12 protein-coding genes are annotated in these 14,931 nt (G+C 63.0%); 8 read left to right on the top strand and 4 right to left on the bottom strand.

Translation table 11 applies throughout. The annotated features are described in order from the left end of the window. Positions 1–4: 4 nt before the first annotated feature. Both AB4Y81_RS01125 and AB4Y81_RS01120 read right to left on the bottom strand, forming a co-directional pair. On the bottom strand, positions 5–886 hold the full coding sequence (locus AB4Y81_RS01125; RefSeq protein WP_189075526.1) for an aldo/keto reductase: 882 nt from the start codon (positions 884–886) through the stop codon (positions 5–7). Between the two features lie 34 nt (positions 887–920). Further along, positions 921–1,883, bottom strand: a complete 963-nt coding sequence (locus AB4Y81_RS01120) for a sugar-binding transcriptional regulator (RefSeq protein WP_018777718.1) — start codon at positions 1,881–1,883, stop codon at positions 921–923. Positions 1,884–2,005: 122 nt separating this feature from the next. Here AB4Y81_RS01120 and AB4Y81_RS01115 point away from each other — a divergent pair, with 122 nt between their 5' ends. The 8 genes from AB4Y81_RS01115 (at position 2,006) to holA (ending at position 13,858) form a co-directional block, all read left to right on the top strand. Beyond that, positions 2,006–3,790, top strand: coding sequence for a glycerol-3-phosphate dehydrogenase/oxidase (locus tag AB4Y81_RS01115; protein ID WP_189075527.1), 1,785 nt, complete (start codon positions 2,006–2,008; stop codon positions 3,788–3,790). A gap of 169 nt (positions 3,791–3,959) precedes the next feature. Beyond that, on the top strand, positions 3,960–4,712 hold the full coding sequence (locus AB4Y81_RS01110) for an MIP/aquaporin family protein (protein WP_018777716.1): 753 nt from the start codon (positions 3,960–3,962) through the stop codon (positions 4,710–4,712). Positions 4,713–4,791: 79 nt separating this feature from the next. Further along, complete coding sequence (glpK, locus tag AB4Y81_RS01105) at positions 4,792–6,306, top strand: glycerol kinase GlpK (RefSeq protein WP_055975914.1); 1,515 nt, start codon at positions 4,792–4,794, stop codon at positions 6,304–6,306. A gap of 301 nt (positions 6,307–6,607) precedes the next feature. Next, positions 6,608–9,136 carry a leucine--tRNA ligase gene (gene leuS, locus AB4Y81_RS01100; protein ID WP_189075528.1) on the top strand — a complete coding sequence of 843 codons (2,529 nt, stop codon included), beginning with the start codon at positions 6,608–6,610 and terminating at the stop codon, positions 9,134–9,136. Positions 9,137–9,195: 59 nt separating this feature from the next. Continuing rightward, on the top strand, positions 9,196–10,179 hold the full coding sequence (locus AB4Y81_RS01095; protein WP_374757497.1) for a DegV family protein: 984 nt from the start codon (positions 9,196–9,198) through the stop codon (positions 10,177–10,179). A 145-nt stretch (positions 10,180–10,324) separates the two neighbouring features. After that, positions 10,325–11,212, top strand: coding sequence for a helix-hairpin-helix domain-containing protein (locus AB4Y81_RS01090; protein ID WP_441994878.1), 888 nt, complete (start codon positions 10,325–10,327; stop codon positions 11,210–11,212). Further along, positions 11,205–12,923, top strand: coding sequence for a ComEC/Rec2 family competence protein (locus AB4Y81_RS01085; protein ID WP_189075531.1), 1,719 nt, complete (start codon positions 11,205–11,207; stop codon positions 12,921–12,923). The genes AB4Y81_RS01090 and AB4Y81_RS01085 overlap by 8 nt, the downstream gene beginning before the upstream one ends. Then, a complete protein-coding gene (gene holA / locus AB4Y81_RS01080; protein ID WP_189075532.1) occupies positions 12,842–13,858 on the top strand; it encodes a DNA polymerase III subunit delta in 1,017 nt (338 codons plus the stop codon). The genes AB4Y81_RS01085 and holA overlap by 82 nt, the downstream gene beginning before the upstream one ends. Positions 13,859–13,964: 106 nt before the next feature. Here the strand turns inward: holA and rpsT are convergent, their stop codons facing one another. Together rpsT and AB4Y81_RS01070 are read right to left on the bottom strand one after the other, a co-directional pair. Then, the gene (gene rpsT, locus AB4Y81_RS01075; RefSeq protein WP_011774926.1) at positions 13,965–14,225 is read right to left on the bottom strand and encodes a 30S ribosomal protein S20; all 261 of its coding nucleotides are present in this window, start codon (positions 14,223–14,225) and stop codon (positions 13,965–13,967) included. A gap of 168 nt (positions 14,226–14,393) precedes the next feature. Beyond that, complete coding sequence (locus AB4Y81_RS01070; protein ID WP_189075533.1) at positions 14,394–14,930, bottom strand: type II toxin-antitoxin system PemK/MazF family toxin; 537 nt, start codon at positions 14,928–14,930, stop codon at positions 14,394–14,396. Between the last annotated feature and the right edge of the window lies 1 nt (position 14,931).

Raw genomic sequence — 14,931 nt, 5'->3', positions numbered from 1 at the left:
TTCCCTAGTTCACGTTGTCCGGGTGTGAGCCGGTTCGATGGTGTCGTTCGAGTCCTGCCATGCCGTCCATGTCGGAGGGATCCAGCTCAAAATCGAATACGTTGAAGTTTTCCTTGATCCGTCCTGCAGAGCTCGCTTTGGGGATGACGAGGTTTCCCAGTTGGAGATGCCACCGGATGATGACCTGGGCAGGAGTTTTTCCATGCTTTTCGGCGAGCGAGATGATGGCAGCGTCGGCCAGGACCTGCCCGCGGCCGAGGGGACTCCACGCCTCAGTGGCTATTCCCAGCTGCTGGTGGAGTGTCCGTAATCTGCTTTGCTGCAGCCAGGGGTGCAGCTCGATCTGGTTTACTGCCGGGACGACTTCGGCTTTCTGCATCAGTTCGTCGAGATGGCCGGGCTGGAAGTTCGATACCCCGATCGCCCTAACTTTGCCCTCCCGATAGAGGGTTTCCAGCGCCTTGTATGTCTCCGTAAAAAGTCCGCGTCCGGCGCACGGCCAGTGGATGAGGTAAAGATCCACGTAGTCAAGCCCGAGGTTCGCAATCGAGGTGTCGAAGGCCCGGAGTGTGGACTCATAGCCTTGGTCGTCGTTCCAGACCTTGGTGGTCACGAACAGGTCCTCACGGGAAAGGGCGTGCACGGATTCCCCTGAACCACCCGTGCCGCCGTTCGCCCGGGCAGCATCGCCAATGGCACCGCCGAGCGCTCGGCCGACGCCCACCTCATTGCCGTACATCGATGCTGTGTCGAAACGCCGGTAGCCCTCGCCCAGGGCGGTCGCAACCAAAGCTTCGGCGTCTTTGGGCGGTACCTTGTAGAGCCCGTATCCCAAGCGTTCCATTTGTACGCCGTTGTTCAATGTCAGCCGGACCGGGAATCTCATAGCAAAGACTCTACCCATTTCCTGCACGAATGCTTCAGGAGTGGCCATTGAAACTGACCAGGCGTCGCGCGGAAGCCTCGTCCAGGATGAGGTCGGTGGCCAAACCCGCAGCCAGGGCTCCCTGCAATCCGTTGATCTTGGAGGCGCCCGACACCACGCAGATCCTGCGCCGGACCTGCCGCAACTGTTCGTGGCTGGGTCCTGTGGAGCGCTCGTTCAGCGTGATGCCGTCCGAGGAGCCGTCACTCCGGAAGAACACAGTCGCCACGTCGCCCACCACGTCGTCCGCTGCCAGCATGGAGAGGTCGCGTTCATCCAGGTAGCCGCCGGCATACACGTGGCTCGGGTAGTCCGAATCAACGGATCCGACTCCGAAAATAGCTATGCTCATGCGTGCCTGCAGATCAAGGATTCTTTGAACGCTGCGCTCATTCCACATGGCGGTCTTCGTGGCGGCGTGATCAAAGAAGGCGGGAACCGGGAACTGTTCAACCCTCGCTCCGTAGGCACTGCCGAAGCGTCGCATGATGTCGCTGGCGTAGGTAATGCCTGTGGTTTGCATGTTCCCGGCACCGTTGAGCTGGACCACGATGCTGTCATGGGTCACCTTGCGGGTGAGGTGACGGCTGACGGCGCTGAGCGTGGCGCCCCAGGCAACGCCGATGATTGCATTCGAATCCACCAAGGGCCCTATGGTCCTGGCGGCCTGCATGGCGACGCGGTCCAAGGTCTCCGCTTCATTCAAGGTGTCCAGGACCGGAACGACGTGGACGTCCACGCCGTACTGGTTCCTGATCTGGCTCTCAAGCTCAGGACCGGTATCGAACGGACTTCGAATCTGGACCTGCACCAGGCCTGTTTCCCGGGCTGAGGACAACAGCCGGGACACTGTGGACCGGGACGTCCGCAACTCGCGGGCGATCGCATCCATGGTCAGATCCTGCAGGTAGTACATCTGTGCAGCCCGGAGCGCATCCGAGTGACGTGATCGTGCCATCTCATTTCCTTACTGCACGTTTGTGCAAATAGCTTGACTCCATTTTCCACCTTCGCAAGATTAGTGGTGAACGGTGCAGCAGCGAGTGGCGCGGCGCACGAACCAAGCCCAAGGGAGCAGTTTTGGGACACAACAGGAATTCCGGTACTTCACAGCACGCACAGCAGCGTGACTCCGTCGTTGCACTGCAGGAGCGGCCCACGGCGAAGGTCCTCATTATCGGCGGTGGCATCAATGGTGTCGGAACGTTCCGCGACCTCGCGCTCCAGGGCGTCGACGTCGCCCTTGTTGAACGCGGTGATTTCTGCCAGGGCGCCAGCGGCGCTTCCTCCCACATGATCCACGGCGGCATCCGCTATCTCGAGAACGGCGAATTCCGACTGGTCCAGGAATCCGTGGTCGAACGCAACCGGCTCCTGCGCATCGCCCCGCACTACGTCAAGCCTTTGCAGACCACCATCCCGATCTTCAGCACTTTCTCCGGCATCCTTTCCGCGCCCACGCGTTTCCTTACCCACAAGCAGGGCAAGCCCAAGGAGCGCGGCGCGTTCCTCATCAAGGTGGGCCTGAGCATGTACGACTTCTTCTCCCGCGACGGTGGCAGCGTTCCGCGCCACCAGTTCCGCGGCCGGACAAAGGCCTTGGCTGAACTTCCCAAGCTGCACTCCGGAATCAAGTACGCAGCCACCTACTTTGATGCCTCAGTCCACAACCCCGAGCGTCTGACCCTGGACGTCCTGCAGGACGGCGAGAAGGCCGGCCGCGGGGGTGGGCTTCCCGGAGGCAGTGCCCGCGCCAGCAACTACGTCTCGCTCGTATCCATGGGTACCAACGGGGTCCGGCTCCGTGACGAGCTGACCGGCAAGGAATTCGACTTCCAGGCAGACGTCATCGTCAACACCACCGGCGCATGGGTTGACCTCACCAACCAGGCCATGGGTGCTGTGAGCAGGTTCATGGGCGGCACGAAGGGTTCCCACATTGTCCTGGACCACCCCGAACTCCTTGCCGCGTGCAACGGCCGGGAGATCTTCTTCGAGCACACCGACGGCCGCATTGTGCTGATCTACCCGATGGGAGACCGCGTGCTGGTCGGTACCACGGATGTCGACGCCGACATGTCCGAAGACGCCGTCTGCACGGAAGAAGAGATCGACTACTTCTTCGACCTCGTTGGCCATGTGTTCCCCACCATCAAGGTGGAGCGTGACCAGATCGTCTACAGCTTCGCCGGCGTTCGTCCCTTGCCCCGCCACGATGAAACCCAGCCGGGTTTCGTTTCCCGGGACTACCGCATCGAACGTAACGTCCGCACCGGTGACGACGCCGTGACAACACCAGGCGGCAAGGCCGCCGTCGTACTCAGCCTGGTAGGCGGCAAGTGGACAACCTTCCGTGCGTTGGCTGAACACATGACCAATGATGTCCTGCGCGAATTGGGCATGGAGCGCAAAGTCTCGACGGCGAAACTCGCCATCGGCGGAGGTGCCGGCTTCCCGGATACGGAACAGGGCGAACAGGAATGGATCAAGAATCACATGGGCCCGGGCCTGGATGCCGACCGGGTTGCCGTCCTGCTGACCCGTTACGGGACTCGTGCGGAAGAGGTCATTGAGTACCTCAACGCCGGCCAGGATCAGCCGCTGCGGTCAACCCGCGAACTCAGCGTTCGCGAACTGGCCTTCATGGCCGAGCACGAGCAGATCGGGCACCTGGTCGATGTCCTGATCCGCCGGACGTCACTTGCCTTCCGTGGCCTGGTGACCGGGGAGCTTCTCAATGAGATCGCCGCGGCCCTTGCCGAGCCGCTTGGCTGGGATGCAGCAACCCGTGAAGCCGAAATCCAGCACGCGCAGGATGTCCTGCAACGCTTCCACAAGGTTGACGTCCACAGCTTGGTGGCCTGAGGCCGGCAGCGGAAACAGCTTGACCGTCCCGGAGCGCGGCAGGGACGGAATGGGGTAGGTGGGCCCGACAGGGGCCCACCACACCGGGGCGGTTCCGGAGACAACGGAACCGTCCCAACAGCCTCTTCACCCGCGATGAGGCTGACAACAGAAAATAGAGGAGTCAAAGATGTCTCTTGGAATTGTTTTCCTTTCCGAAGTATTCGGAACCATGATGCTCACCCTGCTGGGTTGTGGCGTCGTGGCCAACGTTGCGCTCAAAGGCACCAAGGGCAACAACGCTGGATTCTTGATGGTGACGTGGGGCTGGGGTATTGCGGTCTTCGCGGGCGTTTTCGTGGCCGCCAAGTCCGGTGCGCACCTGAACCCGGCAGTCACCTTGGGCCTGTTGGTCAATGGAAAGGCGGAGTACGCGCCCGACGTGGCCGTAACGTTCGGCTCGACCCTGACCTATTTCGGCGGTGAACTGCTTGGTGCTTTCCTTGGCGCAGTAGTCTGCTGGCTCGCCTACAAGCAGCACTTCGATGAAGAGCCCCTGGCGGCAAACAAGTTGGGCACTTTCTCCACCGGCCCGGCCATCCGCTCCACCCCCTGGAACCTCATCACCGAAATCATCGGCACGTTCGTCCTGGTCTTTGTCATCCTGACCTTCGGAGGAACCCCCTCCGGCCTCGGCCCGCTGGCCGTAGCGTTGCTCGTTGTAGGTATCGGCGTGTCCCTCGGCGGTCCCACCGGTTACGCCATCAACCCCGCACGTGACCTCGGCCCCCGCATCGCACACGCCGTCCTTCCCATCAAGGGCAAGGGCTCCAGCGACTGGGCGTACTCCTGGATTCCGGTGGTTGGACCGTTGGTTGGCGGTACCTTGGCCGGGCTCGTTGGGCTGCTGGTACCCGGCATCATGCCTGCGCTTGCCGGCTGACCTGCCCACAACAATCTCCCTTATCCGCACACTGCTGACCATCACTGATTAACCAACAACACCAGACAAGGACGTCACCATGAATCAATACGTCATCGCCATTGATCAGGGCACCACCAGCTCGCGCGCCATCGTCTTCGACCACTCGGGCAACATTGTGTCCACCGGCCAAATGGAACACGAGCAGATCTTCCCGCAGGCGGGCTGGGTTGAGCACAACCCCGCCGAGATCTGGAACAACACACGCGAGGTCATCGCCTCAGCACTGTCAAAGGCGAACCTGACGCGGCACGACATTGCCGCCGTCGGCATTACCAACCAGCGTGAAACCGCGGTTGTCTGGGACAAAAACACCGGTGAGGCCGTCTACAACGCGATTGTCTGGCAGGACACCCGCACCCAGCCGATCGTTGACGAGCTGGCACAAGACGGCGGGCTTGAGCGGTTCAAGCAGAAGGTTGGCCTTCCCCTGGCCACATACTTCTCCGGAACCAAGATCAAGTGGATCCTGGACAACGTCGACGGTGCCCGTGAAAAAGCCGAGGCAGGCGACCTTCTCTTCGGGAACACCGACGCGTGGGTCCTCTGGAACCTGACCGGCGGCGTCGACGGCGGCGTGCACGTCACGGACGTCACCAACGCTTCCCGGACCCTGTTCATGGACCTTGAAACATTGCAGTGGGACCAGGAGATCCTGGACGTCTTCGGTGTTCCGGCTTCCATGATGCCCACCATCAAGTCCTCCTCCGAGGTGTACGGCCATGTCCACACCTCGCAGTTGCTCCGCGAGACCCCCGTGGCCGGAATCCTGGGCGACCAGCAGGCAGCTACCTTCGGTCAGGCGGCATTCCAGGCCGGTGAAGCGAAGAACACCTACGGCACGGGCTGCTTCCTGATCTTCAACACCGGCGAGGACATTGTCCACTCCAAGAACGGTCTTCTCACCACCCTCGGCTACAAGCTGGGTGACGCCAAGCCGCACTACGCCCTCGAGGGTTCCATCGCCGTCACCGGTTCCTTGATCCAGTGGCTTCGCGACAACCTGGGCATGATCAGCTCCGCGCCGGAAGTTGAGGAACTCGCCGCCGCGGTGAAGGACAACGGAGGCGTCTACATCGTTCCTGCGTTCTCCGGCCTCTTCGCCCCCTACTGGCGTGCGGATGCGCGTGGCGCCATCGTTGGCCTGACACGTTTCGCCAACAAGGGCCACATCGCCCGTGCGGCGCTGGAAGCCACCGCCTTCCAGACCCGTGAGGTGCTCGACGCCGTCAACGCCGACTCGGGCGTTCCGCTCACCGAGCTTAAGGTCGACGGCGGCATGGTCGCCAACGAGGCACTCATGCAGTTCCAGGCGGACATTCTCGGCGTGCCTGTGGTTCGCCCGAAGGTCGTCGAAACCACGGCTCTCGGTGCTGCCTATGCGGCCGGTCTCGCTGTCGGCTTCTGGAAGGACCTGGGCGAACTGAGCGCCAACTGGAACGAAGACAAGCGCTGGGAGCCGCAGTTGCCGGCAGAGGAGCAGGAGCGCCAGCTGCGTCTCTGGAAGAAGGCAGTCACCAAGTCCATGGACTGGGTCGACGAGGACGTTAAGTAGCCTGACCTGACGTTGACGGCAGCCGCGCCTGCCCCGCCCGCTTCGCGGTGCCCACCACACCCGGGCGAGGCGCGGCTGCCGTCAACTCAACCATCAGTCCTGTAAGCCGCTCGATGCGACTTGGGAGTTTGATCGTGCGCTATTGTAGATCTATGCGTGCGATCCTTCTGCTTAGCTAGCCGCCCGGCTTTCAACAGCCGTGCGGCCGCCCCTCCATTGTTGAGGGGCTTTTGTGTGTCCGGGGGTATCCGGGACCGCAGCAGGAGGTAATACCGCCATCGAAGAACAGAAGAGGGCAGCAGTGAGCGTTCAGCCGGAGACAGAGACCGGAACAGCACAGACAGCCGCAGCCGAAGCGCCTGAAGAAGGCGTCTACAGCTTCGCTGCGATGGAAGCCAAGTGGCCGCAGGTCTGGGAAGACCTCAAAGTCTTCACGCCTGCCGACGACGGCTCGCGTGAACGCCGCTACGTTCTGGACATGTTCCCCTACCCCTCGGGCGACCTTCACATGGGCCACGCCGAAGCGTTCGCCATGGGCGACGTCGTCGCCCGTTACCTGCGCCAGAAGGGCTTCGACGTCCTGCACCCGATCGGTTGGGACTCCTTCGGCCTGCCCGCCGAGAATGCGGCCATCAAGCGCAACGCGCACCCCAGCGAGTGGACGTACGCGAACATTGAGACCCAGGCGGCGTCGTTCAAGCGATACGCCATCTCGGCTGACTGGTCGCGGCGCATCCACACCTCCGACCCTGAGTACTACCGGTGGACCCAGTGGCTGTTCAAGCGCTTCTACGAGCGCGGCCTGGCATACCGCAAGGACTCTCCGGTCAACTGGTGCCCCAAGGACCTCACTGTCCTGGCCAACGAGCAGGTCGTCAATGGCGCTTGTGAACGTTGCGGCACGCCGGTCACCAAGAAGTCCCTGAATCAGTGGTACTTCAAGATCACCGACTACGCCGACCGCCTGCTAGAAGACATGGACCAGTTGCAGGGCCATTGGCCCGAGCGCGTGCTGGCCATGCAGCGCAACTGGATCGGCCGGTCCGAAGGCGCACATGTCAGGTTCGTCATCGAAGCCACGGACGACCGGGCTGAGCGCGAAGTCACCGTGTTCACCACCCGTCCCGATACTCTCTACGGCGCAACGTTCTTCGTCGTTGCAGCTGACGCGCATCTGGCGCTGGATCTGGTGACCCCGGAACAGCACGACGAACTCATGGCCTACCGCGAGAAGGTCAAGGCCCTGTCCGAAATCGAGCGCCAGTCCACCGAGCGTGAGAAGACCGGCGTCTTTACCGGCCGTTACGCAATCAACCCGTTGAACGGCGAAAAGCTGCCGGTCTGGGCTGCTGACTACGTACTGGCCGACTACGGTACGGGCGCCATCATGGCCGTGCCCGCGCACGACCAGCGCGACCTCGACTTCGCCAAGGCCTTCGACCTCCCGGTCCGGGCCGTCCTGGATACCGGCGATGAAGACCCCGCTGCTACCGGTGTGGCCACCTCGGGCGAAGGAACGCTCAAGAACTCCGGTGAACTGGACGGGCTGTCCAAGGCCGAAGGCATTCCGGCTGCCATCGGGATCCTCGAAAAGCTCGGAACCGGCGAGAAGTTCGTCAATTTCCGGCTGCGTGACTGGCTGCTGAGCCGCCAGCGCTTCTGGGGCACGCCCATCCCCATCATCCACTGCGGCGAATGCGGTGAAGTGCCGGTCCCCGACGACCAGCTGCCGGTCAGGCTGCCCGACAACCTGCGTGGCGAAGCATTGGCCCCCAAGGGAACCTCCCCGCTGGCCGCAGCCGTGGAATGGGTCAACGTCGAGTGCCCCAACTGTGGCCGTGCCGCCCAGCGCGACACCGACACCATGGACACCTTCGTGGATTCCTCGTGGTACTTCCTGCGTTTCGTCTCGCCCGACTACACCGAGGGCCCTTTCGATCCCGAGAAGATCAATGACTGGATGCCGGTGGGTCAGTACGTGGGCGGCGTGGAACACGCCATCCTGCACCTGCTGTACGCGCGCTTCTTCACCAAGGTCATCAAGGACATCGGGCTGATCGAGGCAAACGAGCCTTTCTCGGCGCTCCTGAACCAAGGGCAGGTGCTCAACGGCGGCAAGGCCATGAGCAAGTCCCTCGGCAATGGCGTGGACCTCGGCGAGCAGCTGGACAAGTACGGTGTCGATGCCGTCCGCCTCACCATGGTCTTTGCTTCCCCGCCTGAAGACGACGTCGACTGGGCGGACGTTTCGCCGTCGGGCTCGGCCAAGTTCCTGGCGCGTGCCTGGCGCCTCGGGCAGGACGTCAGCAGCGAGCCCGGCGTTGATCCGGCCACCGGTGACCGCGCCCTGCGCACGGTGACCCACAAGACCATTGCCGACGCCGCCGAACTTCTGGACAACAACAAGTTCAACGTCGTTGTGGCCCGCCTGATGGAGCTGGTCAATGCCACCCGCAAGACCATCGACTCAGGTGCCGGGGCAGCCGATCCTGCTGTTCGCGAGGCGGTGGAAGCTGTCGCTGTCATCCTGAGCCTGTTCGCTCCGTACACGGCCGAAGATCTCTGGAACACCCTGGGACACCCGGCGTCAGTGGCGAACGCGGGTTGGCCGGCACACGACGAAGCACTGTTGGTGCAGGACACCGTCACCGCCGTTGTCCAGGTCCAGGGCAAGGTCCGGGACCGCTTGGAAGTCTCCCCGGACATTGCCGAAGACGAGCTGCGTGAACTGGCCTTGGCTTCGGAGAATGTTCAGCGGGCACTGGACGGCCGCGGCATCCGTACTGTGATTGTGCGTGCACCTAAACTGGTGAACATCGTTCCTGCCTAGCAGGGACTGTGAGGCCGCCGGCACTGTGCCGGCGGCCGGCCATCATCTATGGAGGTTGCGTGCCTGAGCGAGAACCACCGGCCTGGATATGGCTCAAGGAAAGAGTGGCGCGTCTTCGGCAACCGGCGGCGCCGGTTACCGCCGCCGATCAGCCGCTTGCCGCCGTCGTCAGGACTGCTGTCGTCACCGATTCCGCGGCCGCGCTGCCGGCCGACTGGATTTCTGCCTTTACAGCGGATGGACGCCTGGCGGTTGTTCCCATGCCAGTGATGGTGGGGAATGAAATCTATGGCGAGGGCGAAGACGACATCACCCAGACGTTGGCTTTGGCACTTGCTTCGGGAGCTTCCGTCAAAACCTCCCGACCATCACCGGGCCAGTTCGAGCAGGCGTACCTGGCAGCCCAGCGGCGCGGTTTTGAGGCTGTGGTCTCCATTCACATTTCGTCCGAACTCTCGGGGACGGTGGACGCCGCCAAGCTGGCCGCTGAACGTGTCTCGATACCGGTCGAAATTGTGGACTCCCGCACTGTCGGCATGGCCCAGGGAATGGGGGTCCAAAGCGCCGTCGTCGCCGCAGCGGACGGGCGCGGACCGGCCGAAGTCCGCGGCTTCGCGGAACAGCGCATGGAACGCACCAAGGTTTACTTTTACGTTCCCAGCCTGGAACAGCTGCGGCGGGGTGGGCGCATAGGCGCGGCTGCGTCGCTCTTGGGTACAGTGCTGGCCATCAAACCCATCCTGGCGGTCGACGGCGGCAAGATCGTGCCGCTGGAAAAGGTACGTTCCGCTGTGCGTGCCATAGCCCGCCTCGAGGAGATCGTTGCTGCCGACGTAGCCTCCCGTCCCAAGGGGCAGCAACGTTTGGCGGTCCACCACTTCGGAAACCAGATCGAGGCCGAAGCCTTGGCAGCCCGTCTGAACGAGACCTGCCCGGACTGCCCGGCACCCCAAATCAGTGCTTTGCCGGCTGTCTTGGCCGCGCATGCCGGGCTCGGAGTTCTTGCGGTCATCGTGGGGGAGAGCAGTACGCCGACGGGCTGAGCCTGGACCTGCGGATTCAGGCTCATGGACTGGATGAGGGTAGTGCGCCGGCGTGCCTGGTCTGCTTGCATCTGAGCGCAGCCACTTATCCACATAGCCATGGAAGCTCGCCCACGTGCCCCGCCGCCGACCGTAGGCTCGATTCATGCCACGCCGGAGCCGGGACCTGTCCCCAGATGCCGCAGCGCAGGCCGCGCGGGAACGGTTCGCCGCACGGATGATCCCAGACCACAGCAGTCGGCCGCTGCTGGATCTATCCGGGGATTCAGGCGCAGAAACAGATGATCTGGCGTCACTCTTCGAAGGCGAGGCAAATTCGGTTCCGGCTGTCGCCCGGCTGCGTTGGCGGACATCGTGGAGGGTAGCTGCGCTGGTTGCCGTGGTGGCGGCCGTGCTCATGGCATGGTTTCTCTGGCGACTCGCGGACGGTCGGGCAACGTCTGAGCCCCTGGGTCCTTCCGTATCCGCCGGCCGCTCAGATGGTCCTGATGCCGTAGATCCTCCGGCCGAAGGCGTGCAGCCCGCAGAAGTTGCTGCTCCGCCTGCGCAAGGTGGGCCAGGAGTGGTCATGGTGCACGTTGCCGGTGCGGTGGGTAAGCCCGGTGTCGTCTCATTGCCTCAGGGGAGTCGCGTCTTCCAAGCCATCGATGCGGCTGGCGGGGCGGCGCCCGGCGCCGACCTTACCGCCCTCAATCTGGCGGAAGTCCTCACCGACGGAATCAAGGTGTACATACCCGTTGTCGGAGAGACACCCCCTCAGAGCTCGCCGGTTGCGGGTGCTGGCGCAGTTTCCGGAGCGGCCAGTGGAACAGCCGGCCCTGCCGCGACAGGTGCCAAGGTCAACATCAACACAGCCTCGCTGGAGGAACTAGGGACATTGCCCAGGGTCGGACCGGTAACAGCCCAACGCATCCTGGACTGGCGGAAAGAGCACGGAGCATTCACGTCCGTGGATGAACTTGACGCTGTGGACGGCATCGGGCCCAAGCTTATGGAGTCACTGAAGGATCTTGTGACGGTGCAAAGTGGCTGACGCCGGCGCCGGGGCGGGGTCGGCCGGACGTACTGACCTCAGGTTGGTTCCTACTGCAGCCACTGCGTGGGGAGCGGCGTTCGCAGGCACCTTCAATGAGGCTGTTTGGTCCTGGGCTGCGGCAGGTTTCCTGTTGATCGCAGGCGCGGTCTTGCTGTTCAGTGGGCGGCAGCGGCGGTGCGCCGGGGTGCGGGCCCGGACAATGCCCGCCACTTTTGCTTTGGCCTGTTTCTTCGGGGCCACAGTTGCGGTCCATTGTGCAGCCATGGCAGTCCAACGGGAGGAGGGACCGCTGGCGCAGGCGGCTGCGGACCATGACGGAGTCGCCATCGAGATACGGATTACGGGAAGCCCGGCCGCATCGATGGCACCTGGCCAGTCCGGAGGGACCAGGTGGACTGTGACAGCCGAATTGTTGGCCGTAACGGCGAAGAGCACTGTTGCGCGGGGGACGGCGGATGTCCTGATCGCCGGCGGCGATGGTTGGGACAAGGTACAAGCGGGCCAAGTGGTCAGAACCACCGGGACCCTCAAGGAATCCCGCGACGGCCAGGGCCAGGATGCGCTCCTGTCGGCGTCCTCGTGGCCGGTGGTGCTCGACTCCCAACCCGATGTCCGGCAATCCGCCAGCGAGCTTAAGCATGGCTTCAGTGCCGCGACAAGGTGGTTGCCTCCCGATGCAGCCGGGCTGTTGCCAGGCATGGTCACGGGAGACACAAGTTCCTTGCCGGAGAGTCTCGAAAAAGACATGAAAACGACAGGGATGACCCATCTGACAGCTGTCAGCGGTGCCAATTGCAGCCTCGTTCTGGGAGCATTCATTCTGCTGGCCCGGTCACTTCGGCTCTCTCGCCCGTCGGCGGCCGCCATTGCTGCATGTGGCCTGGCTGGGTTCGTCCTCATGGTCGGTCCTGACCCGAGCGTCGTGCGTGCCGCCGTCATGGGAGCTGTAGGGTTGGCCGCCATGGTGGGCGGCCTTCGGGGGCGTTCCCTGACGTTCCTTTGCGTTGCCACAGCGATTCTGTTGCTTCTTGACCCGACCATGGCAGCGAACGCGGGATTTCTCCTGTCCGTACTGGCAACGCTCGGGATAGTACTCCTGGCCAGCCGCCTTGCTTCCTGGATACCCTCGCGCGTTCCCCGATGGATGGCTGCCGGAGTGGCCGTTCCGTTCTCCGCCCAGCTGCTGTGCGGGCCCGTCATTGTGGCACTTCAGCCACAATTTACTCCGTATGCCCTCATCGCCAATGTCGTGGCCGGTCCTTTGGTTGCCCCAGTGACCATCATGGGAACGCTCGCTGTGCCGTTGGCGGTGATGGCGCCTTGGTTGGCAGTGGTGCCCGTCGCGGTGGCTGGCGGATGTGCGGCCACTGTTGCGGGAGTTGCCAGGTTCTTCGCGGGTTTGCCCGGCGCAACAATGCCTTGGGCCGAAGGCCAGGCCGGTGTCGCCGCCATGGTGCTGTGCTCGGGCGTCAGCATCACGCTGGTCTGGATGGTCCTGCAATCGGAACGGGTTCTGGTGCGGGTTGTGGCTTTGCATGCCGGGGTGGTGCTGTTCCTGGGCCGCATGTCAGGGCGCAGGCATGGCAGACTTGATATCTGCAAGGAATCATCCGGAAGGAAACACCAGTGGCTGCTGCCCAAAACACCCGGGCCAAGAACGCCGCGGCGAACACCGTCAGCTGGCGGGACGCAAGCCCGGCCGCCGTAGTACTGATCACCGGGCCGGAAGAATACCTTGGTATCCGTGCCATGGATCGGATCCGCACGCAGGTGCGGACTGCCGCGCCGGACGTGGAACTCAGCCGTCTCAACGCCGGCTCCTACGAGGCAGGGACACTGGCGATGACAGTGACTCCGTCCCTCTTCGGGGAAGGCAAGCTCATTGAGGTCGAGGGCCTCGAAGCCATGAATGACGCGTTCCTGGCGGATGGTCTGGCCTATCTCCAGCACCCTGACGAGGACGTTGTCCTCGTCCTTCGCCATGGCGGTGGAGTACGCGGTAAGAAGCTGCTTGATGCCGTGAAGGCCGGGGGATGGCCCGTCATCGACTGCCAGCCCCTGAAGAAGGACTCGGACAAGACCGCCTTCGTTGTCTCGGAGTTCAAGGCGGGCGGACGCCGCATTGAAGGCGAAGCCGTCCAGGCCCTGGTAAACGCGGTCGGTGCCAATCTTTCAGAGCTCGCATCAGCGTGCGGCCAGCTCATCGCTGATGCTACTACTGCCGTGACGGCAGAGACCGTGGAACGTTACTACGGAGGGCGGGTTGAAGCCACAGCCTTCAAGGTGGCAGATGCTGCCATGGCAGGCAACGGGCCAGTAGCACTTTCCACTCTCCGGCACGCCCTGGCCACCGGCGTCGATCCCGTTCCTCTCGTAGCTGCCCTGGCAGCCAAACTTCGGACCCTCGCCAAAGTAGCCGGGGCCAACGGGTCTTCAGCCACCATCGCCAGGAATCTGGGAATGCAGCCCTGGCTGGTGGAACAGGCCCAACGTGACGTTCGCCGGTGGACCCCCGAAGGCCTCATCCGTTCCATCCAGGTCATTGCCGAGGCGGATGCCCAGGTGAAGGGCGAATCGCGTGATCCCGTGTACGCGGTGGAGCATGCGGTAACGGTAATCGCCACGTCAGCCAGTCGTCGCTGAAGTCCGCCTAAGAAGTACCCGCCGGAGAAATACCGGCCGTTAAACCCAAAGGCCGGCACCCAATGGGTGCCGGCCTTTTGATCAGCTCAGTCGAACTGGAAAAACCTTAGAGTGCGTTGACCTTCTTGGAGATCGCCGACTTGCGGTTTGCAGCGTTGTTCTTGTGAATAACGCCCTTGCTGACAGCCTTGTCCAGCTTGCGGCTGGCAGCAACAAGTGCAGTTCCAGCAGCATCCTTGTCAGCAGACTCAACGGCGGTGTTGACGGCGCGGATGGCCGTCTTCAGCTCGGACTTGACAGCGTTGTTACGCAGGCGAGCCTTCTCGTTGGTGAGGATGCGCTTCTTCTGGGACTTGATATTAGCCACGTATGAACTCTCTTTTTAATGCGGAAATGGTCTAGAGGGTTTTCAGGTTGGCCATCGACTGAGCGGCGTGGGGATGCCTATGGCAGCCAACCATGAGTGGCCGTCGACCTGCACGGACACACAGCTATAAAGGATAGCAGATACTCACGGATAACGGAGACCCGCAGTTCAGCGCACGCTTTGATAGGCCCTGAGGCTCCGTGAAACGTCCTGGAATTGCCGCTTGCCCAAGACCGCGCCTTCTCGCCGCACGGCCCGGGGGTCCAAGCGGATGATGCGCTGTACATTGACCTCGCTGGGCCGGCCCTGTCGGTCCCAAGGGCCGGCGCCAATGTCGACGTAGCTATCAGCGCGTGCTCCGTTGTCGTGGTCTTTCGAGGTCAACATCAACCCAAGCAACCATTCTCCGTCCCGCCCGATAAGAAGAACGGGGCGGTCTTTGCCCTGCGAGTGGTCCTCTTCATAGGGGACCCAGCCCCACACAATTTCGCCAGGATCCGGCCTGCCGTCCGGCTTGGGGGAGTAGCTGGGCTTGACGGCTCCGCGGAAGTCGCCTGGGTAGCGGCCCGGTGGCTGCCCGACGGCGGTACGCCGGGTGGGTTTGCCCGCCGTCGCCGATGGCGCGGCCGGCTTGGAGCTGCCGCCTCGCAGCGCCTTGAGTGAACGCAACAGAAATTTCCCCAGGGGGCGCACGTCAAAAGCCATA

This window comes from Paenarthrobacter sp. TAF1 (genome assembly GCF_052113825.1).
In the GTDB taxonomy this organism is placed as follows: Bacteria; Actinomycetota; Actinomycetes; order Actinomycetales; family Micrococcaceae; genus Arthrobacter; species Arthrobacter nicotinovorans.
The sequence above is the reverse complement of the archived record's forward strand: the minus strand, read 5'-3'. Positions and strand labels throughout refer to the sequence as shown.

Excerpts from the sequence above, each read along its gene's own strand:
- AB4Y81_RS01090 (WP_441994878.1), top strand. The coding sequence starts at position 10,325 with ATGCCACGCCGGAGCCGGGACCTGTCCCCAGATGCCGCAGCGCAGGCC.
- glpK (WP_055975914.1), top strand. The coding sequence starts at position 4,792 with ATGAATCAATACGTCATCGCCATTGATCAGGGCACCACCAGCTCGCGC.
- AB4Y81_RS01070 (WP_189075533.1), bottom strand. The coding sequence starts at position 14,930 with ATGGCTTTTGACGTGCGCCCCCTGGGGAAATTTCTGTTGCGTTCACTC.
- AB4Y81_RS01120 (WP_018777718.1), bottom strand. The coding sequence starts at position 1,883 with ATGGCACGATCACGTCACTCGGATGCGCTCCGGGCTGCACAGATGTAC.
- AB4Y81_RS01110 (WP_018777716.1), top strand. The coding sequence starts at position 3,960 with ATGTCTCTTGGAATTGTTTTCCTTTCCGAAGTATTCGGAACCATGATG.
- AB4Y81_RS01125 (WP_189075526.1), bottom strand. The coding sequence starts at position 886 with ATGAGATTCCCGGTCCGGCTGACATTGAACAACGGCGTACAAATGGAA.